The 22242-nt window shown below is 69.6% G+C and carries 26 protein-coding genes; 15 read left to right on the top strand and 11 right to left on the bottom strand.

The features are described from left to right. Positions 1-9: 9 nt before the first annotated feature. Together ACEN9J_RS30090 and ACEN9J_RS30095 are read right to left on the bottom strand one after the other, a co-directional pair. Positions 10-975, bottom strand: coding sequence for a Bug family tripartite tricarboxylate transporter substrate binding protein (locus ACEN9J_RS30090; protein WP_413762830.1), 966 nt, complete (start codon positions 973-975; stop codon positions 10-12). 47 nt (positions 976-1022) lie between these two features. Next, positions 1023-1463, bottom strand: a complete 441-nt coding sequence (locus tag ACEN9J_RS30095) for an OsmC family protein (RefSeq protein WP_057596490.1) — start codon at positions 1461-1463, stop codon at positions 1023-1025. A 287-nt stretch (positions 1464-1750) separates the two neighbouring features. Between ACEN9J_RS30095 and ACEN9J_RS30100 the strand changes: the two genes are divergently transcribed. The 3 genes from ACEN9J_RS30100 to ACEN9J_RS30110 all read left to right on the top strand — a co-directional run bounded on the left by ACEN9J_RS30100 (position 1751) and on the right by ACEN9J_RS30110 (position 6134). Next, positions 1751-3448 (top strand): long-chain fatty acid--CoA ligase, encoded by a 1698-nt coding sequence (locus tag ACEN9J_RS30100; protein ID WP_172705684.1) that lies wholly within the window; start codon positions 1751-1753, stop codon positions 3446-3448. A gap of 137 nt (positions 3449-3585) precedes the next feature. Then, entirely contained in the window at positions 3586-4113 is a 528-nt protein-coding gene (locus ACEN9J_RS30105; RefSeq protein WP_261217846.1) for a thermonuclease family protein, read from the top strand. Positions 4114-4211: 98 nt separating this feature from the next. Then, complete coding sequence (locus ACEN9J_RS30110; protein ID WP_413762831.1) at positions 4212-6134, top strand: PhoX family protein; 1923 nt, start codon at positions 4212-4214, stop codon at positions 6132-6134. Positions 6135-6164: 30 nt separating this feature from the next. On the opposite strand, the gene ACEN9J_RS30115 is transcribed toward ACEN9J_RS30110, so the two are convergent. Both ACEN9J_RS30115 and ACEN9J_RS30120 read right to left on the bottom strand, forming a co-directional pair. Next, positions 6165-6416: a hypothetical protein gene (locus tag ACEN9J_RS30115; protein WP_057596493.1), complete on the bottom strand. Its 252-nt coding sequence runs from the start codon at positions 6414-6416 to the stop codon at positions 6165-6167. Between the two features lie 25 nt (positions 6417-6441). Then, positions 6442-7788, bottom strand: coding sequence for an NAD(P)/FAD-dependent oxidoreductase (locus ACEN9J_RS30120; RefSeq protein WP_413762832.1), 1347 nt, complete (start codon positions 7786-7788; stop codon positions 6442-6444). 173 nt (positions 7789-7961) lie between these two features. Here ACEN9J_RS30120 and egtB point away from each other — a divergent pair, with 173 nt between their 5' ends. Together egtB and egtD are read left to right on the top strand one after the other, a co-directional pair. Continuing rightward, entirely contained in the window at positions 7962-9215 is a 1254-nt protein-coding gene (gene egtB / locus ACEN9J_RS30125; RefSeq protein ID WP_413762833.1) for an ergothioneine biosynthesis protein EgtB, read from the top strand. A 146-nt stretch (positions 9216-9361) separates the two neighbouring features. Further along, complete coding sequence (egtD, locus tag ACEN9J_RS30130; RefSeq protein WP_413764640.1) at positions 9362-10258, top strand: L-histidine N(alpha)-methyltransferase; 897 nt, start codon at positions 9362-9364, stop codon at positions 10256-10258. 161 nt (positions 10259-10419) lie between these two features. On the opposite strand, the gene ACEN9J_RS30135 is transcribed toward egtD, so the two are convergent. Beyond that, on the bottom strand, positions 10420-11550 hold the full coding sequence (locus tag ACEN9J_RS30135; protein WP_413762117.1) for an IS481 family transposase: 1131 nt from the start codon (positions 11548-11550) through the stop codon (positions 10420-10422). A gap of 742 nt (positions 11551-12292) precedes the next feature. Here ACEN9J_RS30135 and ACEN9J_RS30140 point away from each other — a divergent pair. From ACEN9J_RS30140 to ACEN9J_RS30150, 3 genes are all read left to right on the top strand, one after another. Beyond that, the gene (locus ACEN9J_RS30140) at positions 12293-12577 is read left to right on the top strand and encodes a DUF427 domain-containing protein (RefSeq protein WP_261217855.1); all 285 of its coding nucleotides are present in this window, start codon (positions 12293-12295) and stop codon (positions 12575-12577) included. Beyond that, positions 12574-13317, top strand: coding sequence for a 2OG-Fe dioxygenase family protein (locus tag ACEN9J_RS30145; RefSeq protein ID WP_413762834.1), 744 nt, complete (start codon positions 12574-12576; stop codon positions 13315-13317). The genes ACEN9J_RS30140 and ACEN9J_RS30145 overlap by 4 nt, the downstream gene beginning before the upstream one ends. 196 nt (positions 13318-13513) lie before the next feature. Continuing rightward, positions 13514-13954 (top strand): universal stress protein, encoded by a 441-nt coding sequence (locus ACEN9J_RS30150; protein ID WP_057597897.1) that lies wholly within the window; start codon positions 13514-13516, stop codon positions 13952-13954. Positions 13955-13999: 45 nt separating this feature from the next. Here ACEN9J_RS30150 and ACEN9J_RS30155 read toward each other — a convergent pair whose 3' ends face one another. Then, complete coding sequence (locus ACEN9J_RS30155) at positions 14000-14692, bottom strand: RluA family pseudouridine synthase (RefSeq protein ID WP_413762835.1); 693 nt, start codon at positions 14690-14692, stop codon at positions 14000-14002. Positions 14693-14768: 76 nt separating this feature from the next. Between ACEN9J_RS30155 and ACEN9J_RS30160 the strand changes: the two genes are divergently transcribed. After that, positions 14769-16076, top strand: coding sequence for an MFS transporter (locus tag ACEN9J_RS30160; RefSeq protein ID WP_296740246.1), 1308 nt, complete (start codon positions 14769-14771; stop codon positions 16074-16076). 1 nt (position 16077) lies between these two features. Here ACEN9J_RS30160 and ACEN9J_RS30165 read toward each other — a convergent pair whose 3' ends face one another. Genes ACEN9J_RS30165 through ACEN9J_RS30175 form a run of 3 tightly spaced genes read right to left on the bottom strand, consistent with a single transcriptional unit; the run spans position 16078 to position 16815 of the window. Beyond that, positions 16078-16368: a 2Fe-2S iron-sulfur cluster-binding protein gene (locus tag ACEN9J_RS30165; protein ID WP_296740244.1), complete on the bottom strand. Its 291-nt coding sequence runs from the start codon at positions 16366-16368 to the stop codon at positions 16078-16080. Continuing rightward, positions 16365-16655, bottom strand: a complete 291-nt coding sequence (locus tag ACEN9J_RS30170; protein WP_413762836.1) for a VF530 family DNA-binding protein — start codon at positions 16653-16655, stop codon at positions 16365-16367. Before ACEN9J_RS30170 ends, ACEN9J_RS30165 begins: the two co-directional genes overlap by 4 nt. 10 nt (positions 16656-16665) lie before the next feature. Further along, positions 16666-16815 carry a hypothetical protein gene (locus tag ACEN9J_RS30175; protein WP_177239215.1) on the bottom strand — a complete coding sequence of 50 codons (150 nt, stop codon included), beginning with the start codon at positions 16813-16815 and terminating at the stop codon, positions 16666-16668. Between the two features lie 87 nt (positions 16816-16902). Between ACEN9J_RS30175 and ACEN9J_RS30180 the strand changes: the two genes are divergently transcribed. From ACEN9J_RS30180 to ACEN9J_RS30190, 3 genes are all read left to right on the top strand, one after another. Beyond that, a complete protein-coding gene (locus ACEN9J_RS30180) occupies positions 16903-17421 on the top strand; it encodes a GNAT family N-acetyltransferase (RefSeq protein ID WP_057597824.1) in 519 nt (172 codons plus the stop codon). A 1-nt stretch (position 17422) separates the two neighbouring features. Beyond that, on the top strand, positions 17423-18106 hold the full coding sequence (locus tag ACEN9J_RS30185; RefSeq protein ID WP_413762837.1) for a PepSY-associated TM helix domain-containing protein: 684 nt from the start codon (positions 17423-17425) through the stop codon (positions 18104-18106). A gap of 143 nt (positions 18107-18249) precedes the next feature. Further along, positions 18250-19146, top strand: a complete 897-nt coding sequence (locus tag ACEN9J_RS30190; RefSeq protein WP_261217874.1) for a DUF808 domain-containing protein — start codon at positions 18250-18252, stop codon at positions 19144-19146. Positions 19147-19158: 12 nt separating this feature from the next. On the opposite strand, the gene ACEN9J_RS30195 is transcribed toward ACEN9J_RS30190, so the two are convergent. Further along, entirely contained in the window at positions 19159-19377 is a 219-nt protein-coding gene (locus ACEN9J_RS30195; RefSeq protein ID WP_413762838.1) for a hypothetical protein, read from the bottom strand. 118 nt (positions 19378-19495) lie between these two features. Between ACEN9J_RS30195 and ACEN9J_RS30200 the strand changes: the two genes are divergently transcribed. From ACEN9J_RS30200 to ACEN9J_RS30210, 3 genes are all read left to right on the top strand, one after another. Then, entirely contained in the window at positions 19496-19768 is a 273-nt protein-coding gene (locus tag ACEN9J_RS30200; RefSeq protein WP_413762839.1) for a DUF2164 domain-containing protein, read from the top strand. A gap of 71 nt (positions 19769-19839) precedes the next feature. Next, on the top strand, positions 19840-20265 hold the full coding sequence (locus ACEN9J_RS30205; protein ID WP_057597819.1) for a hypothetical protein: 426 nt from the start codon (positions 19840-19842) through the stop codon (positions 20263-20265). Positions 20266-20314: 49 nt separating this feature from the next. Beyond that, a complete protein-coding gene (locus tag ACEN9J_RS30210; RefSeq protein ID WP_261217879.1) occupies positions 20315-21112 on the top strand; it encodes an enoyl-CoA hydratase/isomerase family protein in 798 nt (265 codons plus the stop codon). A 12-nt stretch (positions 21113-21124) separates the two neighbouring features. On the opposite strand, the gene ACEN9J_RS30215 is transcribed toward ACEN9J_RS30210, so the two are convergent. Next, a complete protein-coding gene (locus ACEN9J_RS30215) occupies positions 21125-22234 on the bottom strand; it encodes a M14 family metallopeptidase (protein WP_413762840.1) in 1110 nt (369 codons plus the stop codon). Positions 22235-22242: the final 8 nt, after the last annotated feature.

The raw sequence follows: 22242 nt of genomic DNA on the forward strand, positions 1-22242 counted from the left end.
GGCATCGGCTCAATCCATCCGCGCGCCCGAAGCCTTCACCGCCTCGCGCCAGCGCGGCGTCTCGGTCGCCAGGAAACGCGCGAACTCCTCGCTGCCCAGGAAGGCCGGGTCGGCGCCCTGGCTCACCATGCGCTCGCGCATCTCGGCGCTGGTCAGCACCTGCTTGAAGGCCTCGCTGAGCTTGGCCACCACGTCCTTCGGCGTGTCCTTGGGCGCGAAGAAGCCGTAGAAGCCCACCACCTCGAAACCCTTCACGCCCGACTCGGCCACGGTCGGGATGTCGGGCAGCGCGGGGTTGCGCTCGCGGCTGGTCACGGCCAGCGCGCGCACCTTGCCCTGCTTGTGGTAGTTGGCGGCCTGCGGGATCGATTCGGCCATGAACTGCACCTGCCCGCCCATCAGGTCGGTGAAGGCCGGCGCGCTGCCGCGGTAGGGGATGTGCACCATGAAGATGCCGGTCGCGGTCTTGAACATCTCGGGCACCAGGTGGCTGATGCCGCCGTTGCCGGCCGAGCCGTAGTTGACCTGGCCCGGACGCGCCTTCGCGTAGTCGATGAACTGCCTGAGGTTCTGCACCGGCAGCTTGGGCGTGACCAGCAGCGCCAGCGGCTGCATCGCGGTGCGCGCGATCGGCACGAAGTCGCGCTGCGTGTCGTAGGGCAGCTTGCTGTAGAGCGCGCCATTGATCACGGCCACGCCAGTGTTCGCGAGCATCAGGGTGTAGCCGTCGGCCGGGCTCTTGGCGACCGCGTCGGCGCCCACCGAGCCGCCCGCGCCGGGCTTGTAGTCCACGATCAGCGGCTGGCCCAGCGCCGCCTGCAGCTTGTCGGTCAGCAGGCGCGCATGCTGGTCGAGCGGCCCGCCGGCCGGGAAGCCGATCACGACCTTGATCGGCTTGTCGGGAAAGGCCGCCGTGGCGGCCGTGCCCACGGCCAGCGACAGGACCGCGAGCGCGGTCCGCAGGGTGTTGTTCATGATCCGTCTCCTCGTTCTTGGTGAGGAGACGATCATAGGCAAGGCGCTCAGCCGGCCAGCGTCGCCTTCAGCGTGATCTCGGGCACGCTCGCGAGCGCCTTCGACAGCGGGCAGCCGGCCTTGGCGGCTGCCGCGATCTGCTGGAACTTCGCCTCGTCGAGGTTGGGCACGGCGGCGTCGAGCTCGAGCGCGATGCGGTCGATCTTGAAGCCCTCGCCGTCCTTGGCCAGGCGCACGGCCGCGCGGGTGTCGATCTTCGTGGCGGCCAGGCCTTCCTTCTCGAGCGCGAAAGCGAAGGCCATCGTGAAGCAGGCCGCGTGCGCGGCACCGACGATCTCCTCGGGGTTGGTGCCGCGCCGGTCGTCCTCGAATCGGCTGGCGAAGCCATAGGGGTAGTCCTTGAGCGCGCCGGTCTCGGTGCTGACCTGGCCCTTGCCGGTCTTGCCGGCGCCTTCCCAGTGAACGCTCGCGTGCTTTTCTGCTGCCATGGAGATGCTCCTTCGGTGGTCGGTGGATGGGTGAACGGGATGCGAAGCCCCGGGTATCGCCGAAACCGGGCGCAGCGTCTGTAGTCGCGGGCGCTGTCGCCCCGGCCGTTTCGACGGGCCGCGATCGGGCGACGTAGAAAAAAGGGCGTCGCCAAGGTGACGCTCCGGGGGCTTCCCCGATGGGAGCGGCGTCGCGCTCGGCTTAGGCTGGCGTGCGGCCCGCGCGCCCGGCATTCCGGCCGGACGCGCCCCGCCCCGGATTTCCCATTCCCTTCCGCCCGCCTGCCATGACCCTGGAACAACGCCCGCATCACAAGTTCTGGCCCAAACGCCTGCCGCATTCGATCACCGTGCCCGCGGTATCGCTCTGGCACAACCTCAAGACCGCCGCCGAGCGCTATCCCGACAACAACGCCCTGGTGTTCTTCGGCCGCGTCACCAGCTACCGCGAGCTGGCGAGCCAGGTCGAGCGCCTGGCCGGCACCTTGCACGCGCTGGGCGTGAAGCGCGGCGACCGCGTGCTGCTCGACATGCAGAACTGCCCGCAGCTGGTGATCGCGCATTTCGCGATCCTGCGCGCCAATGCCGTGGTGGTGCCGGTCAACCCGATGAACCGGGCCGAGGAGCTCAAGCACTACATCACCGACGCCGATGCCAAGGTGGCGATCACCACCGGCGACCTGGCCGCCGAGCTGGCCAAGGCCAGCGACGCGCTGCCCGAGGGCGAACGCCTGTCGAGGCTGATCGTGACCCAGTTCACCGACGCCTTCGATCCCGGCGTGACCGGCGACGACGCGCCCGCGCCCGCCTGGGTCGACTGGCTCGGCACCCGCCATCCGCTGCCCGCGCTGGCCGGCGGCGAGGTCATGGCCTGGACCGAGGCGCTCGAGAGCAGCCACCCGGTGCCCGAGCACGTGGTGGGCGCCAACGACATGGCGCTGCTGCCCTACACCAGCGGCACCACCGGCCTGCCCAAGGGCTGCATCCACCACCATTCGAGCCTGATGCACAACGCCCTGTCGGGCGTGCTGTGGGGCTGCGCGCATTCCGAGGTGGTGGTGCTGGCCGTGGTGCCGATGTTCCACATCACCGGCGTGGTCAGCATGATGCACACCGCGATCCTCGCGGCCGCCACGCTGGTCATCATGCCGCGCTGGGACCGCGACGTGGCCGGGCGCCTGATCTCGCGCTGGAAGGTCTCGAGCTGGACCAACATCCCGACCATGGTGATCGACCTCATGGCGAGCCCGCACTTCGCGAGCTACGACCTCTCGAGCCTCAGCTACATCGGCGGCGGCGGCGCGGCCATGCCGCAGGCGGTGGCGCAGCGGCTGCAGGACCAGTTCGGCCTCAAGTACCAGGAAGGCTACGGCCTCACCGAGACGGCCGCGCCCTCGCACTCGAACCCGGCCGACCATCCCAAGCAGCAGTGCCTGGGCATCCCGTTCATGAGCACCGACGCGCGCGTGGTCGACCCCGACACGCTGAAGGAACTGCCGCCGGGCGAATCGGGCGAGATCATCATCCACGGCCCCGAGGTGTTCCAGGGCTACTGGAAGCGGCCCGAGGCCACGGCCGCGGCCTTCGTCGAGTTCGAGGGCAAGCGCTTCTTCCGCTCGGGCGACATGGGCCGCATGGACGAGGAGGGCTACTTCTTCATCACCGACCGCTTGAAGCGCATGATCAACGCCAGCGGCTTCAAGGTCTGGCCGGCCGAGGTCGAACTGCTGATGTTCCGCCACCCGGCGATCCAGGAAGCCTGCGTGATCTCGACCAAGGACGCCTACCGCGGCGAATCGGTCAAGGCCGTGGTGGTGCTGCGACCCACCCACAAGGACACGACCGCGCAGCAGATCATCGACTGGTGCCGCGAGAACATGGCGGTCTACAAGATCCCGCGCCAGGTGCAGTTCGTCGACGCACTGCCCAAGAGCGGCAGCGGCAAGGTCATGTGGCGCCTGTTGCAGGAAGCCGAGAACGCCTGAGCCTTCGGGGCCCGCGCCCCGCGGTGCGGGCGGCGGGCGGGCACGGGAAGGAAAAAGTCTGTGTACCGGGCGCGGGCGGCGCGGGAATCCCTTAGCCTCGATGCGTCGTCGCCGCTTGCGACCCGTCTTCCTTCTTCATGCACCCGCGCGCACTCCTTCCCGTCCTCCTCGCCTTTCCCCTGCTGGCCTCGGCCGCTTCCTCCCGCAATTGCCTCGTCGTCGGCGTCAGCGACGGCGACACGCTGACCGCGCGCTGCGGCCGCAGCGGCGCCTACGAACAGGTCAAGGTGCGCATCGCCGCCATCGACGCGCCCGAGAAGGCGCAGCCCTATGGCCAGCGCAGCCGCCAGGCGCTGAGCCGGCTGTGCTATGCGGAGAAGGCGCAGATCACCGCGCGCGACACCGACCGCTACGGCCGCACCGTGGCCGACGTGTCGTGCAACGGCGAGGACGCGGGCCGGCGCATGGTGTCGGAGGGCTGGGCCTGGGTCTACGACTACCACGGCATCGCGAGCAAGCGCGGCGGCGACCTGTTCCGGCTGCAGGACGGCGCCCGCGCGCAGCGCGCCGGGCTGTGGGCCGACACCAAGCCCACGCCGCCCTGGGAATGGCGCCGGCAGCGACGCGAATCGCATTGGAGCGACAACTTCTTCTCGTCGTTCTGAGTGCCTTCGGGTCGGGCGCGGCCCATGTCACGCGAGATTCATGCGGCGCGCAGAGCATCCGGGGTTCTTGCAACCCACGCAGCGCAGAGAACGACGACATGGCCAAGAATTTCGACCGGATGGAGGACTCCAACCCCAGCGCCAACCCCACGATCCACGAGGTGTCCGATCCGGCGCGCCGCGTGCTCGTGCGCGGCGGCCTCGCGGCCGCGGTGGCGGGGCTGTTCGGCCCGCTCGCGGGCTGTGCCTCGACCGCCGCCGGCGGCGGTGGCGCGGTTGCCGGCCTGGGCCGCGCGATCGGCTTCAAGGGCATCGCGATGGCCGCGGTCGACCAGGTGGTGGTGCCCGAGGGCTACAGCGCGCAGGTGCTCTACCGCTGGGGCGATCCCACCGGCGTCGCGGGCAGCATGCCCGCCTTCAGGACCGACGGCTCCAACTCGGCCGACGACCAGGCGCTGCAGGCCGGCATGCACCATGACGGCATGGCCTTCTTCCCGCTCGAGGGCTCGAACCGCGGCCTGCTGGTGCTGAACCACGAGTACGTCGACGACGGCCTGCTGCACACCGACGGCATGAAGACCTGGACCCGCGAGAAGGTGCGCAAGTCGATGAACGCGCATGGCGTGTCGGTGATCGAGCTGCAGCGCGACGGCGCGAAGTGGTCGCAGCTGCTGCCCTCGCGCTTCGCGCGCCGCGTGACCGCGCTCACGCCGATGACGCTGAGCGGCCCGGCCGCCGGCCATCCGATGCTGCGCACGGCGGCCGACCCCGGCGGCACGCAGGTGCTCGGCACCTTCAACAACTGTGCGAACGGCCAGACGCACTGGGGCACCTACCTGACCTGCGAGGAGAACTTCGCCGACTACTTCGAGGGTCCCGAGTCGCCCGACGCGCACCAGAAGCGCTGGGGCATCCGCAAGGGCAACGGCGCCAAGTACCGCTGGCACGAGCACGAGCCGCGCTTCGACGTGGCGAAGAACCCGAACGAGCCCAATCGCTACGGCTGGGTGGTGGAGATCGATCCGCGGGACCCGGCTTCCACGCCGCGCAAGCGCACCGCGCTGGGCCGCGCCGCGCACGAGGGCGCGGCCACCGCGCTGACCGCCGACGGCCGCGCCGTCATCTACATGGGCGAGGACTCGCGCTTCGAGTACATCTACAAGTTCGTGAGCCGCGACGCGGTGAAGCCCGGCGGCGCGGCCGCCAACCGCGAGCTGCTCGACCACGGCACGCTCTACGTGGCGCGCTTCGACGTCGACGGCAGCGGCGAATGGCTGCCGCTGGTGCAGGGCAAGAACGGACTCGTGGCCGACAAGGGCTTCGCGAGCCAGGGCGACGTGCTGATCAAGTCGCGCCAGGCCAGCGACCTGCTGGGCGCGACCAGGATGGACCGCCCGGAGTGGACCACCGTCGATCCGCTGACCAAGGAGGTCTACTGCACGCTGACCAACAACAGCAACCGCGGCGGTGCCGGCCAGCCGTTCATGGACGCGGCCAATCCGCGCTCCAACAACACCATGGGCCAGATCATCCGCTGGAAGGAACAGGGCGACCTCGACGGCACCAGGTTCGCGTGGAACCACCTGGTGCTCGCGGGCGACCCGAAGCAGTCGCGCTGGGAAGCGCAGGGCAACGTCAAGGGCGACGCCTTCGGCAGCCCCGACGGCCTGATGGTCGACGCGCGCGGCGTGCTGTGGATCCAGACCGACGTCTCGACCTCCACGCTCGGCAAGGGCGAGTACGCCAACCTGCCGAACAACCAGATGCTGGCCTGCGATCCGACCCAGGGCGAGATCCGCCGCTTCCTGCTCGGCCCGGCCGGCTGCGAGATCACCGGCCTCACGGCCACGCCCGACCTGCGCACGCTGTTCATCAACATCCAGCATCCGGGCGAGCCGGCCAACGAGCGCAGCGATCCCGAGCGTCCGCTCGCGGTGTCGAAGTGGCCCGACGGCGCGGGCCGGCCGCGCTCGGCGACGGTGGCGATCACGAAGAACGACGGCGGCGTGGTCGGGACCTGAGCGCCCGCAGCCGAGAGCGGACGGCGGCGCTCAGCAGGCGCCGCCGTACCAGCAGCGCAGCCCGGGCATGAACAGCCCGAGCACGAAGCTGATGCCGCACACGATCAGCATCAGCAGCGCGAACATGCGCAGGCCTTCCTCGCTCCAGCGCGGCGCGAAGATGCTCACGAGGAAGCCGGAGGCGAAGCTGCCCTCGAGCCAGTGCGCGCCGCCCCAGCGCAGTATCCAGAGCCAGAACAGTGCCATGAGGGCGTGCAGCGCGATCCAGGACAGCAGCGACATGCGGGACCTCCGGTGGCGGCGCGGCTCAGGATTCGCTGCGGCCGTTCACGTCGGCCACCACGCGCGCATTGCGCTGGAAGCTCCAGTAGGCGCTGGCCCAGTCCATCATCACCACGATGCGGTTGCGAAAGCCGATCAGGAAGTACGCGTGCGCGAACAGCCAGAACAGCCACGCGAGGCGGCCGCTGAAGCGCAGCGCGCCGAAGGGCGTGCCCAGGTCGACCACGGCCGAGTTGCGGCCGATGGTCGCGAGGTTGCCGTAGTCGCGGTAGCGGAAGGCCTGCGTGGGCTGGCCCGCGATGCGGCGCAGGATGTTGGCGGCCGCGGCGCGCCCGGCCTGCTTGGCGCCGGGCGACACGCCGGGCACCGGCCGCGGCGCCTTGCCGGGCGCATGGCTCATCGCGGCCGCGAGGTCGCCGACCACGCTGATCTCGGGATGGCCCGCGAGGCTCAGGTCGGGCTCGACCTTGATGCGGCCCGCGCGATCGCATTCGACGCCGGTGGCGGCGCCGAGCATGCGACCCAGCGGCGAGGCCGCCACGCCCGCGGCCCACACCACGCAACTGCTGTCGATGCGATAGCTCTGCGCGGGCGTGCCGTCGGCGCCGCCGCCGGTCTGCACCTCGAGGCCGGTTTCGTCGATCGCGGTCACGCGCGCGTTGAGCCGCACCTCGACGCCGAGCTTCTCGAGCTGCTCGAGCGCCTTCTGGCTCAGGCCCTCGGGCATCGCCTGCAGCACGCGCGGCCCGCCTTCCACCAGCAGCACCTGCGCGCTCGCCGGATCGATGTGGCGGAACTCGCCCGCCAGCGTGTGCTTGGCGATCTCGGCCAGCGTGCCCGCCATCTCCACGCCCGTGGGCCCGGCGCCGATCACCACGAAGGTCAGCAGCGCGCGGCGGTGCTGTTCGTCGGTCGTGAGCTCGGCGGTCTCGAAGGACAGCAGCACGCGGCGGCGGATCTCGAAGGCATCGGCCAGGGTCTTGAGGCCCGGCGCATTGGCCGACCATTCGTCGTGCCCGAAATAGCTGTGGGTGGCACCGGCCGCGACGATCAGGTGGTCGTAGGGCACGGGGTTGCCGTCGGCCATGCGCACCGTGCGCGCGGTCGGATCGATGGCCGTGACCTCGCCGAGCAGGGAGGTGATGTTGGCCTGGCCGCGGAACAGCCCGCGCACCGGCGCCGCGATCGACGGCGCCGCCAGCCCGGCGGTCGCCACCTGGTAGAGCAGTGGCTGGAACAGGTGGTGGTTGGTGCGGTCGATCACCGTCACGTCGACATCGGCGCCTTGCAGCTTGCGAGCCGCTTCGAGCCCGCCGAAACCGCAGCCGACGATGACGACGCGCGGGCGGCCTGGGGAGTTGGTCGTTTGCATCGAACGGATGATACGCAGCGCCCTGCACGCGAAGCCATCTTGTGCCAAAGTGGCCGACCCGCCGTCGGATGGCGCGAGGAGGGACAGCCTGCGCCAGGGGGCGGGCCCTTGTCCTACGCGCCGCCGGCGGAAGCATCGGCTACAAACTTCGTTGACCCGCGACTGGAGATCCCATGACGCTTTCCCGGCCGATCACGCCGGCAGCCGGCACCGTGCGAGAGCAGTTCCGCTCCGTGCGCGCCGCCAGCCTCGCGCTTGCCGCACCGCTTTCCGCCGAAGACCAGTGCATCCAGTCGATGCCCGACGCGAGCCCGACCAAGTGGCATCTCGCGCACACCACCTGGTTCTTCGAGACCGTGCTGCTGCAGCCGCATGCCAGCGGCTACCAGCCCTTCGACAGGCGTTTACATTACCTTTTCAATTCCTACTACGAGGCCCTGGGCCCGCGTCATCCGCGCCCGCAACGCGGCCTGCTCACGCGGCCTTCGCTCGACGAAGTGCATGCCTACCGCCGTCATGTCGACGCGGCCGTGCTGGCCTTCCTCGACAGCGACGAGGCCGGGGCCGCATGGGCCACGCTCGAGCCCATCGTCACGCTGGGCCTGAACCACGAGCAGCAGCACCAGGAGCTGTTGCTCACCGACATCCTGCATGCGCTGTCGTGCAACCCATTGCTGCCCGCCTACAAGCCCGCCGGCGGCCCCGCGCTGCGGCTGGCCGCGGTGCCGCCCGCCGTGCGCTGGCTGCCGCACGAGGGCGGCCTGGTCGACATCGGCCATGACGGCGCGGGCTTCTCGTTCGACAACGAGACCCCGCGCCATCGCGCGCTGCTGCAGCCGCATGCGATCGCCGACCGGCTCGTGAGCTGCGGCGACTATGCGCAGTTCATCGCCGATGGCGGCTATCGGCGGCCCGAGCTGTGGCTGTCCGACGGCTGGGCCGCGGTGCAGTCGCAGGGCTGGTGCCATCCGGCCTACTGGCTCGCGCCCGACGATCCGCGCCTGGGCGCCTCGTCGGCCAATGCCGGCGGCTGGCATGTGTTCGGCCTGCACGGCGTGCGGCCGATCGAGCCCGAGGCGCCGGTATCGCAACTGAGTTTCTACGAGGCCGCCGCGTATGCCGAGTGGGCCGGCGCGCGCTTGCCGACCGAATTCGAGTGGGAGGCTGCGTTCGGCGCCGAGGGCATCTCGCAGATGACCGGCCATGTGTGGCAATGGACGCGTTCCTCGTACGACCCCTATCCGGGCTTCAAGCCGCTGCCCGGCGTCGCGGCCGAATACAACGGCAAGTTCATGGTGGGCCAGCTCGTGCTGCGCGGCGGCAGCGTGGCCACGCCCGAAGGCCATGCGCGCCCCAGCTATCGCAACTTCTTCCCGCCGGCCGCGCGCTGGCAATTCACCGGCCTGCGGCTCGCGAAGGATCTCTGACCATGCGCCCATTCGCTCCCATTCCCGCGGCAGCTTCGACTGCTTCTGCTTCTTCCCCTTCTTCTTCGCTGCCGTTCTCGTCGAAGAAGCGTCCCGCCGTCGTGGCGCCCGCCACGTCCGCGCCGTTGTCCGAGTTCGCGCGCGAGATGCAGGCGGGGCTGGCGCGCACGCCGCGCAGCATCTCGCCGAAATTCTTCTATGACGTCGTCGGCTCGCAGCTGTTCGATCAGATCTGCGATCTGCCCGAGTACTACCCGACGCGCACCGAGCTGCGCATCCTCGGCGAATGCGCGGGGGAGATCGCGAAGCAGATCGGGCCGAATGCGGAGATCGTGGAGTTCGGGGCGGGGTCGTTGACCAAGATACGCTTGCTGCTCGATGCGCTCGAGTCGCCGAAGCGTTATCTGCCTATCGATATCTCGGGCGAGTATCTGGAAGGGGCTGCCGCGCGGTTGCGTGCGGACTATCCGGAGTTGGCCGTGCAGCCGATTGCGGCGGACTACACGATGCCGCTGGTGTTGCCCGCGCCGATGCCCGGGGCGGGGCGGCGGGTGGGGTTCTTTCCGGGGTCTACGTTGGGGAACTTCGAGCCTGACGAGGCGCTGGCTTTCTTGCAACTGGCGGCCCGCATGTTGCGTGGTGGGGGGATGCTGATCGGGGTGGATCTGGTGAAGGATCCGGCGCGGTTGCATGCGGCCTACAACGATGCCCAAGGGGTGACTGCTGCGTTCAATCTCAATCTGCTGCGGCGGGCCAATGCTGAACTGGATGCGGACTTCGATCTCGATGGGTTCACGCACGCGGCGTTCTTCAATGCGCCTCTGCGGCGGATCGAGATGCATCTGGTGAGTCGGCGGGTTCAGAGCGTTTCAGTGAATGGGGAGTCGTTTGGGTTCGAGGAAGGGGAGACCATTCATACGGAGTACTCGCACAAGTTCACTGTGGATGGGTTTCGTGCCTTGGCTGTGAAGGCGGGGTTTCGGCCGGGGGCGGTTTGGGTGGATTCGGAGAGGTTGTTTAGCGTGCATTGGTTGGGGGCTTGAGGGATCGTTTTCTAGGGTTCTTTTGGGAGGTGTTTTCTTGCTGAGGCAGGAGCCGGGAATTCCGCCCGGCGGCGGACCTACTTTCTTTTGCTTCGCTGTATGGACCGGAGACATGGGTGACACATGTGCGAGGACATGGTGGACACATTCTGCATGGTGGCTCAGGCCTCGCGCAGGTCGATCTCGCGCAGCTTGTGGTGCACGAAGTAGACGTCGTAGCAGCCCTCTCGCCCGGGCTGCGCGCGCAGCGCGATCTCGTGGTCCTTAAGTGCTGCGGACACCTTGAAGCGCTTGCTCTTGAAGCGCACCTCCCCCAGCCAGCCGACCTTCACCACCGTGTCGTTCGGGCCGTACTCGAGCGGTGGCAGCGTCCTCGGATAGGCCCTCTCGCTGGCGCGATACCGGCTCGCCGGGGTGTTCATGCCCAGCGCCTGGTGCGGGCGCTCATGGTTGTAGATACGCCTCCAGCGATCGAACTGCTGCTGTGCCTGCGCCAGATCCTGGAAGCTGCGCCCGGCCAGCAACTCCGCCTTCAGGCTGCGATGGAAGCGCTCGTCCTTGCCGTTGGTCTGCGGGTGATAGGGGCTGCTGAAGCTCACCCGCACGCCCAGGCGGATGAGCCACAGCGCGAGTTCGCTGAGCTGGCCCGGCTCGCGCGGACTGCCCCAGGGTGCGCCGTTGTCCGCATTGATGCGCACCGGCAGACCGTAGCGGGAGAAGACGTCCTGCAACTGCTCCTTCACGCTGGCCGTTTGCTGGCGGGCACAGGCGCGCAGGGCCAGGTTGTAGCGAGAGTGGTCGTCCAGCAGCGTCAGCGGATGGCAGGGCCCCGCTGCGGTGGACACGTAGCCCTTGAAGTCGATCTGCCAGAGGCTGTTGGGCGCCTCGTGCTCGAAGCGCTGCCAGGCGGTGGCCGCACTGCTGGCCTGGACGCTGATGAGGCCGTGGCGCTTGAGGATGGAGTTGACGGTGCTCGGAGCCAGGCAACCCTGTCCGAGGTCACTCAGGCGCCGTGCGAGCTTGCGTGCGCCCCAGGCAGGGTGCTGCTGGCGCAGCGAGACGATGGATTGTTGAAGTTCGGGCGAGGTCTCGCCGGGGCTGTGGTGCGGGCGGCGACTGGCATCGCCCAGGCCGGCGGCACCCAGCGTGGCGCTGCGTGCGAGCCATTTGTAGCCGGTCTGCGGGCTGATGCCGAAGCGCCGGCACAGCTCACGCCGATTGGCACCTTCCTGGCGTGCCAGGGCAACGAACTCTTCTCTCAGGCTCATGGTGTCTCGGGTGCTCCAGGGCATGGTCGTCTTCCGATCGGGCGATACGCCCGATGGTGTCCACCATGTCCTCGCACACCTGTCCACCATGTGCCCGGTCCATACACTTCGCCAAAAGAAAGTAGGCAAAGAAAAGGCGACCCCACTGTCTGCGACCCCTTCGCTGCGCTGCGGGGCAACCTGCGGTGCTCGCGTTTCGCGGGGTCTCGCAGAACTCGCTCCACTGCGTTCTGCTCAGACAGCTGCGAGCCCTTATCCGCGAAACGCTGCGCTCCTCGGCGCAGCCAGAGGGGGTGGGTCGGGCCATCGCGATGCTCGGCCCAGCAGACCCTTCGGGCCTTTGCTTCGCTCGGCCTCAGTGAAAGATCCAAGGCCTATGCATGCGCACTCACCACACAAGGACGCGCCATGGCGCGTTGACCCTAATCCCCTCTGGCTGTGCCGAGGAGCGCAGGGGAAAGCGGGATAAGGGCCGCAGCTGTCTGAGCGGAGCGCAGCGCAGCGAGTTCTGCGGACCCCCGCTTTCCCCGAGCACCGCAGGTTGCCCGTAGCGAAGCGGAGGGACACAGACAGTGGGGTCGCCTTCTCTTTGGTTACTTTCTCTTGGCGAGACAAGAGAAAGTGACTCGCCCGCCGGGGCGAGACCCGGCCAACAGCCTCAGCAAGAAGAGCAACCCAAAAACCACCCCAACAAAACACCAGAAACCAAACAGTCACAATACCCCTCCGGCCAAACAAATCCCTTCAGTCGGAGACCCAAACCCAAATGAAAGCCACCTGGAACGGCGCCACCATCGCCGAAAGCGACGACACCGTCCTCGTCGAGGGCAACCACTATTTCCCCATCTCGTCGCTCAACCGCGACGTCGTGACCTTCAGCAACCACAAGACCACCTGTCCCTGGAAGGGCACCGCGAGCTACTACTCGCTGCTGGTCAACGGCGAGCTCAACACCGACGCCGCCTGGTACTACGCCGACCCCAAGCCCGAGGCCGACATGGTCCGCGACCGCGTCGCGTTCTGGAAAGACGTGAAGGTCACGGCGTCGTGACCACCCCGGCCTTCGATCCACCCTTCATCCACCCCGCGGAACTGCCGGCCGCACTGCGCGACCAGGGCTACGCGGTGCTCGGTCCCCAGGCCGTGGGCGACTGGCTCGGCCTGCCGGTCGCGCAGCTCGAGGCGCTGCATGCCGACTGGAACGATCTTCCGCCCGACGAATACCTGAAGGACGGTGGCCGCTACCGCACGCGGCGCCACGAATGCTTCACCGTCGACGGCGAGGCGATGCAGCAGGTGCCGCGCCGCGCGCACTGGCAGCCGGTCGAATACAACGCGCTGCATGGCGGCATGCAGCGCTGGTTCGCGCCGATGCTCGCGGCCACGATCGCGCAGCCGGCCTGGCAGCGGCTGATCGTGAAGCTCGGCGAAGCGGCGAACCAGCTGCGCGGCGCGCAGCGCTGGTACGTGGAAGCGCACCAGTTCCGCATCGACACCGCGGGCGGCATCGGCCGGCCCACGCCCGAGGGCGCGCACCGCGACGGCGTGGACCTGGTGGCGGTGGCGCTGGTGGGCCGCCACGACATCAAGGGCGGCGAGACGCGCGTGTTCGAGGCCAACGGGCGGCGCGGCGAGCGCTTCACCATGACCGAGCCGTGGACGCTGCTCTTGCTCGACGATGCGCGCGTGATCCACGAATCGACGCCGATCCAGCCGCTCGAGGAGAACGGCACGGGCTGGCGCGACACGCTGGTGATCACCTGCCGCGCCCAGGGTTTTCAGGGCGACTGAAACCCGCGCCGCGAGGCACCGCGCGGCCTGCGGACGCGGGCCGCGCGAGCGCGGTATCCGCGATTTCCCTGGCTGGGAGGCGTCCTACAGTTGTGTCGCGGCCTTGCGGTTAAATTCGGGGCCCGGTCTTCGGCCATCTCATACGGCCCGTGGACTGGACCCTGTCTGCCTGCGAACGAAGAAAGCGAGGTCCGCCATGTTCAATCACATCCTGGTCCCCATCGACGGCTCCGAAACTTCCATGCTCGCGGTCAGCAAGGCCAGCGGATTGGCGCTGGCCTTCGGAAGCCGCATCACCCTGATCCACGTGATCGACAACTACCCCTTCATCGGCGTGGGCGCGGACTATGCGCTGGGCCAGAACGAGTACCTCGCCGCGGCCACCTCGAGCGCCAATGCGGCACTCGCGCGCGGCGTGGCCGCGCTGGCGGCCGAAGGCCTGCACAGCGACCAGCGCGTGATCGACGGCCACGTGGTGCACGAAGGCATCGTGGACACGGCCATCGCCATCGCGGCCGACCTGATCGTGATGGGCTCGCACGGCCGCAGTGGCATCGAGAAGCTGCTGCTCGGCAGCGTGACGCAGCGCGTGCTGCAGGACTCGATGGTGCCGGTGCTGGTGGTCAAGGGCGGCTGAGAAGAACGCCGCGCCACCGCTTCGAATCCCGCCGATTCCCGACGCTCACTCCGAGCCTTCTCCCGCCTCCCGCAACGCCTCGAAGCGCGGCCCGAAATCGGGCCGGCTCGCGAAGCGCATGCGCTCGCGCGTGGCCGGGTGCTCGAAGCCCAGCGCGCTCGCATGCAGCAGCAGGCGCGGCGCGCGCGCCTGCACTTCGGGACTGCCGTAGAGCGCATCGCCGAGGATCGGATGGCCGATCGACGCGAGGTGCACGCGCAACTGGTGCGAGCGGCCGGTGAGCGGTTCCAGCAGCAGGTAGCTGCAGGGCGCCTCGCCGTCGATGCCGCCCAGCGCGCGCCAGCGCGTGAGGCTGGGCTTGCCGGCCGGGTCGATCTTCTGCAGCGGGCGGCGCGGCCAGTCGGCCATCAAGGGCGCATCGATGCGGGCCCATTCCGCGTCCACGGGCAGCAGGCCGTCGACCACCGCCTCGTAGCGCTTGTCGACGCGGCGCGTGGCGAAGGCGTCGCCAAGCGCGCGCTGCATCTCGAGGCCGCGCGCCATCAGCACCAGGCCGCTGGTCGCCATGTCGAGCCGGTGCACGATCAGCGCATCGGGCCACTGGCGCTGGGCGCGCGCGCTCAGGCAGTCCTGCTTGTCCTCGCCGCGGCCGGGCACGCACAGCAGGCCGGCGGGCTTCTCGAGCACCAGCAGGTGGGCGTCTTCGTGAACGGGTTGCAGCGGGGGCGGGGGGACCATGGGAGGGCCCGAGTGTAGAAGCGCGCCGCGCGGGCCCTCATGCGCGGCTCATGGTGGGTGGGCTATCCTCGGACGGATGTCCGGCCCCGCCACTGGCTCCCCAGCCTCCGCTTCCTCTCCCCTCGATGCCGCCGCCGGCGCGGTGCCGTCCCCACCGAGTTTTTCCGACCTCACGCGCGAACGCCCGTTCATGCAGATGTGGGTGGCACGCCTGTTCGGCACCGCCGCCTCGCAGATGCTGCTGGTGGCCATCGGCTGGCACATGTACGACCTGACGGGCAGCGCCTGGGACCTGGGCCTGGTCGGGCTCTACCAGTTCGTGCCGGCGCTGCTGCTGGCGCTGCTGGCGGGCCATGTGGTCGACCGCCACCATCGCGGGCGCATCGTCGCGGCCTGCTTCGCGGTGCAGGGGCTGGTGGCGCTGGCGCTGCTGCTCGCGGTGCTGCGCGGCCAGGACAGCCGTGCGCTGCTGCTGGGCCTGTCGCTGGTGCTGGGCGCGGTGCGCGCATTCCAGATGCCGGCCCAGCAGGCGCTGACGCCGATGCTGGTGCCGCCGGCCATGCTGGCGCGCGCCATGGCCTTCAGCTCGGCCGGCATGCAGGGCGCGATCATCGGCGGGCCGGCGCTCGGCGGCCTGCTGTTCGTGGCGGGCATGGCGGTGGTCTACGGCGCGAGCGTGCTGTTCTTCGTGGTGGCCTGCGCGCTGGTGCTGCGGCTGCGCTATGCCTACGTGCCCAAGGCGCGCGAGCCGGTCACGCTCGGCACGGTGTTCGCGGGCGTCAACTTCATCTGGAACCGCAAGCCGGTGCTCGGCGCGGTCTCGCTCGACCTGTTCGCGGTGCTGCTGGGCGGCGCGGTGGCGCTGCTGCCGATCTATGCCAAGGACATCCTGCACACCGGTCCCTGGGGCCTGGGCCTGCTGCGCGGCGCGCCGGCGGTCGGCGCGCTCGTGATGTCGATCGCGCTCACGCGCCGGCCGATCGAGCGCCGCGTGGGCCGCGCGCTGTTGATGGCGATCGCGCTGTTCGGCCTGTGCATGGTGGTGTTCGGCCTCTCGCGCAGCTTCATCGTCTCGCTGGTCGCGCTCGCGGTCTCGGGCGGCGCCGACATGGTCAACGTGGTGATCCGCCAGACGCTGGTGCAGCTCGAGACGCCCGATGCCATGCGCGGGCGGGTCAGCGCGGTCAACTCGATCTTCATCGGTGCCAGCAACCAGCTCGGCGAATTCGAGTCGGGCGCCACCGCGGCGCTGCTCGGGCCGGTGGGCTCGGTGGTGGTGGGCGGTGTCGGCACGATGCTGGTCGCGCTGACCTGGTTCAGGCTCTTCCCCTCGCTGGCGCGGCGCGACCGGCTGGTGGTGGCGGCGCCGGCCGTGCGCGGCTGAGTCAGGCGTCGTCGAACAGCGAGAAGGCCTGCGGCGCGTCGATCGCGATGTCGCCCAGCGCCTCGGCCACGCAGGGCAGGATCCAGCGCTCGGCCTTTTCCTCGGCGCTCAGGCCCGGCCATTCGATGGTGTGGCGCGCCTCGCCCTCGAGCAATCGGCAGATGCAGGTGCGGCAGGTGCCGTTGCGGCACGAGCTCGGCATCTCGATGCCGGCCGCCTCGGCCGCCTTCAGCACGCTGGTGCCGGCCTCGGTCTCGAAGACCAGGCCCGAGGGCTCGAGGCGGACCTTCATGGCCGCGGCGTCGAGGTGCCCTGGCGGCGCTGCTCGCGCAGCATGAAGAGGTAGAGGCTCTCGACCTTCTCGCGCGCCCACGGCGTCTTGCGCAGGAAGCGCAGGCTCGAACCCACGCTGGGTTCGTGCGTGAAGCAGCGCACCGGCACCAGTTCGCCCAGCTGCTGCCAGCCGTAGTGCGCGTGCAGCGCCGTCACGATGGCCTCGAGCGTCAGCCCGTGCAGCGGATTGCGCGGCTGGGCCGGGGGCGCGGTGGGGGAGGGCGGCGAGGCCGGCGCGTCGCTCACGGGTGGCGGATCACTTGTTCTTGAGCTTGCCGCGCGGAATCACCGCCGTGGTGACGACCGCGCGCACCGGCTCGCCGCCGAGTGCCGGGGCCTTCGGCGGGGAGGTGTCCTTCTTCGGTTTCTTGCTTTCCTTGTTGGAACGTTGCTGACCCTTGGCCATGAGGTTTCTCCTGAGCTGCTGCGGTGATGGGCTGGGAGTTTAGCGGTGCGGCGACAATAGGCGGTTCCATCCGTTTTTCCCGCATTCATGTCCGACCACGAAGTTCGCCCCGCCACGATGCGCGATGCCAAGGCCATCGCAGAAGTCCACGCCGCCGCCGCCAAGGCCGCCTACGAAGGCATCCTGCCCGAAGAGGAGCTGCGCGCGCTGGCGCTCGCCTCGCGCGAGGCCAAGTGGCGCGAAGCCATCGAGTTCAGCGAACCGCAGGTCCATGTGGCCGAGCTCGACGGCAAGGTCGTCGGCTTCGTCGGCTTCGACCGCTCGCGCGACCCCAAGACGCCGTCCACCGCGGGCGAGATCTGGGCCCTCTACGTGCGTCCCGAGCATTGGGACAAGGGTATCGGCGTCGCCCTCTGGGACGCCGCGCGCGAAGGCCTCGAGGAAGAGGGCTGCACCACCGTCACCATCTGGGTGCCGATCCGCAACGACCGCGCCATGCGCTTCCATGAGCTGGCCGGCTTCAAGCGCGAGATGAAGACCGCCAAGACCACGCAGCTCGGCAGCGTGCGGATCGAAGAAATCCGCCTCAAGCGCGACGTCGCCTGACATGGACGCCGGACACGCCCCGGGCCACGCCCGCCGGGTGCAATCGCACCAGCGCCGCACGCTCGCCGTGCAGTGGATCCGCCGCACCCATGGCTGGTTCGGCCTCTGGGGCGCGGTGCTCGGGCTGCTGTTCGGCTTCAGCGGCATCTGGCTCAACCACCGCAACGTGATGAAGCTGCCGCAATCGCAGGAGCGCAGCCGGGCCCAGCTCGCGCTGCCCGAACCGGCACCGGCCACGCCCGAGGCCATGGCCGCCTGGCTGCAGCAGGCCTTGCGCACCGACGGCCCGCCGCGCTCCACGCGCATCGAGCCCGCGAAGCCGGTGGCCTGGGTCGACCGCAAGGCCGATCCCGAGGCGCCCGCGCTGACCCAGCCCGCGCACTGGACCTTCAACTTCGGCGGCCCGAACGAGATCGTGCAGGCCGACTACTGGCAGGGCAACCGCTCGGTGGGCGTCGCCACCACGCGCAACGGCCTCGTCGCCACCCTCACCAACATGCACAAGGGCGGCGGCATGCCGCTCGCGTGGATCCTGCTGGTCGACACGCTGGCCGGCAGCCTGATCTTCCTGTCGCTCTCGGGCGTGGCGCTGTGGCTGCTCACGCACCGCCGCCGCGTCGTCGGCCTCGCGGTGTTCGGCGTCTCGCTGGCCACCATGCTGGCCATTGCGCTGAGCGCGCTTTGACGGCGTAGCGGCCCCGGCCGACTGCTTTCGGCGTACATACGGCGGCCGTGCCCCAGGGCACGGGCGCTGTACGTGCGGATATTCACGGGCCCTGCACACGGCTGCGGCTAAGCTCGCGCCTTTCATTTTCCTTTCGCCCATTCATGGCCTCCAGCCTGCTCCTGCTGCTCGACGACATCGCGACCGTGCTCGACGACGTCTCGGTCCTCACCAAGGTCGCCGCCAAGAAGACAGCCGGGGTGCTCGGCGACGACCTCGCGCTCAACGCGCAGCAGGTCACCGGCGTCAAGGCCGATCGCGAACTGCCCGTGGTCTGGGCCGTGTGCAAGGGCTCGCTGGTCAACAAGGCGATCCTGGTGCCGGCCGCGCTGGCCATCGGCACCTGGCTGCCCTGGCTGGTCACGCCGCTGCTGATGGTGGGCGGCGCCTTCCTGTGCTTCGAGGGCTGCGAGAAGCTGGCCCACAAGTTCCTGCACAAGGAGGAACACGCGGCCGACACCGCGCGCCACGAGCAGGCCGTGGCCGACGCCGCGGTCGACGTGGTGGCGGTCGAGAAGGACAAGATCAAGGGCGCGGTGCGCACCGACTTCATCCTCTCGGCCGAAATCATCGCGATCACGCTGGGCACCGTGCAGGGCCAGCCCTTCACCACCCAGCTCAGCGTGCTGGTGGGCATCGCGCTGATCATGACGATCGGCGTCTACGGCCTGGTGGCCGGCATCGTGAAGCTCGACGACGCGGGCCTCTACCTGAGCCAGCGCGACAGCGCCGCCGCGCGCGGCGTGGGCCGCGCGCTCCTGGCGGGCGCGCCCTGGCTCATGAAGGGCCTGTCGATCGCCGGCACCGCCGCGATGTTCCTGGTCGGCGGCGGCATCCTGGTGCACGGCGTGCCCGCGCTCGGCCATGCGGTCGAGGCCTGGGCCGCGACCTCGGGCGTGTTCGGCACGCTGGGTTCGATGCTGGTCAATGCCGGCGTCGGCATCGTCGCGGGCGCCGTGGTGCTCGCGGTCGTCGAACTGGTCAAGAAGCTGCGGCGCTGAGCGGCGCGCGGCTCAGCGCTGTTGCGAATCCTTGCCGCGCTTCACCAGCTCGACCACCACCAGCGCCGCGCCCAGCGCGAGCGCGAACCAGCCCACCACCGAGGCCCCCGCCACCATCTCGAACCAGCGCGTGCCCTGCAGGAAGTGCGGGCCCAGCAGCACGGCGGCGCCGATGAGCAGGCAGAGGATGCCGCGTTCGAGCATGCGGGGCTGGCGGGAGGGACGGGCCATGGGATCGATCGGTTCGGTTGTGGGACGGCGGCGGCCGCGTTCGTGCCGCGGCCGGGGCCCCGATTCTCCACGCATCGGCACAATGCCCCATTCGAGCATCCAGCAAGGACCCCGCCGCATGACCATCGAGATTTCGCGCGAGCTGCGCCAGCAGGCCATCACCTCGATCGAGCGCTATTTCCGCGAGAACATGGAGGAGCCGATCGGCAACGTCGCGGCGGGCGCGCTGCTCGGCTTCCTCCTCGAGGAGATCGGCCCCACGATCTACAACAAGGCCGTGGCCGACGTGCAGGAGCGGCTGCAGGCGCGCGTGTCGGAGGTCGACCTCGAGGTGCACGAGGACGAGTTCCAGTACTGGCGCAAGTTCGACAAGCAGAAGAAGGGGCGTTAGGGGCTTCCCGCGTGGCGCCGGCGCATCGGACGAAAGCAAAACTGTCAGCAAACGTTGCAGAATCGACGGCCATGCCACGCACCGCACCTTCCTCGACGACGCATCCGCGCCTGCCGCGCGCCGCCTGCCTGCTGCCGCTGCTGCTGGGCGCCTCGCTCGCCTGCGCGCAGTCGCAGAACCCGGCCGACTTCCCGCTCGAATCGGTCGGCTACCTCAACGAGGAGCTGCCGCGCATGGAGGCCGCCGTCGCCTCGAGGAACCGCGAGTTCTTCCATGGCGCGATGGCGCGCACCATCGAGTTCTCGGAGCGCTGGGGCTTCAAGTCCAGGGCCAACCCGCAGCTCGCCAAGTACCCGATGTGCACCGACGCCGTGATGGACTACGTGGTGGTCGGCCTGTGCCGGCTCGATCCCGCGGGCGATGTCTGCGAGCCCGGGCTCGCGCCGCGCCTCGATGCCAACGTGAAGCGCTGCCGCGAGGTGGCGGCGCAGCGCTGAAAGAACAACGAGCGTGCGCGACCGGCGCGCACCGGAGACAGGAAAGACCATGGACTACGCCCGCTACCAGACCCTCGCCATCACGCGCCGCGGCGCCAACGGCACCGTGCTCGACATCCAGATGCGCGCGACCAACGGCAAGCTGCCCACGGCCGGCCACGACGGCCACCGCGAACTGGCCGAGATCTGGCGCGACGTCTCGGCCGACGATTCGGTGCGCTGCGCCGTGCTACGCGGCGAGGGCATGGGCTTCTCGGGCGGCGGCGACCTCGGCATGGTGCAGGACATGACGGCCGACGACGCGATCCGCCAGCGCGTGTGGCGCGAGGCGCGCGACCTGGTCTACAACATCATCAACTGCGACAAGCCGATCGTGAGCGCGATGCACGGCCCGGCCGTGGGCGCGGGGCTGGTGGCGGGCCTCTTGGCCGACATCTCGATCGCCACGCGCGGCGCGAAGATCGTCGACGGCCACACCCGCCTGGGCGTGGCGGCTGGCGACCATGCGGCGATCGTCTGGCCGCTCCTGTGCGGCATGGCGAAGGCCAAGTACCACCTGCTGCTGTGCGAGCCGGTCAGCGGCGAGGAGGCCGAGCGCATCGGCCTGGTGTCGCTGGCGGTCGAAGACGCGGAACTGCTGCCGCGCGCCTACGAGGTGGCCGACCGCCTCGCGGCCGGCAGCCAGAGCGCGATCCGCCTGACCAAGTACGCGCTCAACAACTGGCTGCGCCAGGCCGGGCCCACCTTCGACGCCTCGCTGGCGCTCGAATTCATGGGCTTCGCGGGCGCCGACGTGCGCGAGGGCGTGGCCTCGCTGCGCGAGAAGCGCGCGCCGAACTTCGGCTGACGCGCCCCGTCTTCAGGCCTTGCGCAGGCCCTGCAGCGTCTGCAGCAGCACCACGCGCGTCTGCCCCAGCACCATGCCCTTCCACTCGTCGTTGTCGCAGTAGAAGGCATCGCGCAGCTGGCGGCGGATCTCGCGCTTCTGCGCGTCGGAGGCTTCGGGATGGCGGCGCAGCCAGGTGTCGGCGCGCAGGCGCGTGAGCACCTCGTTGTCGGGCAGGGTGCCGAACTCCAGGCCCATGGGCGCGATGCGCGCGTTCGGGCATTCGTCGTAGGCGGTCGAGATCACCGGGCCCGAGACGTCGGCAGAAGCCGAGTCACCCGCGAAGGGCGCGAACACGTCGGCGCCCCACCAGGCATGGGCCATGGCCAGGTCTTCGGGCGTGTTGCGGCCCGGGTAGATCTTCTCGCCGTGGCCGTAGGGGCCCAGGCCCGTGTGCACGTCGATCCAGCCGATGTGGGTGGCGGAGGCCGCGTACTTGCGCAGGATCGCGCGGATGGTCCTGTTGCTCCACGAAGGCGCGGTGCCGCCGTAGAACAGGCCGTCGGGCGAGACGTACTGGCCCTTGGTGACGGCGGCGCGGAAGGCGCGCATGCCGTGCTTGTCGATGTAGGCGGCCACGGCCGCTTCGTCGTCCGGCGTCGGCGGCCAGCTCGCGGGCAGCACCAGCGGTTCGACGTCGGTGTACTCGGCGTTCACCGGCAGCGGCGCGCCGAAGTCGATGTGGTTGCGGTTGAGGTCGATGTTGTCCTCGTTGGTGCGGTGCAGGTGCGAGAAGCCGTGCGGATTGACGGCATGCACCAGCAGCAGCGCGACGCCGGCCTGCTGCAGCCGCGCGAGCAGATCGTCGTCATGCAGGGTCGCGACCTGCGTGCCCGAGCCGCAGAAGCCCTCGGGGCCGTGCGTGCCCGAGGTCACGAGCAGCAGCTTCTTGGCGTCGATGGCACCGAGCAGCGCGACGTCGGTCGCGAGTTCCTCGCCGAGCGCGCCGCGATGCGCTTCATTGACGAAGGACTCGATAGCCGCGCCGCGAGCGCGCGCGGCTTCGAGGAACTTGGCGCGGGCCTCGACATAGGTGCCCGAGAAATGCCGCGTGGCGGCGGTGCTGTGGGTGAGAGCGGTCATGGGGGATC

It is taken from the genome of Variovorax sp. Varisp41, from assembly GCF_047325085.1.
Lineage (GTDB): Bacteria > Pseudomonadota > Gammaproteobacteria > Burkholderiales > Burkholderiaceae_C > Variovorax.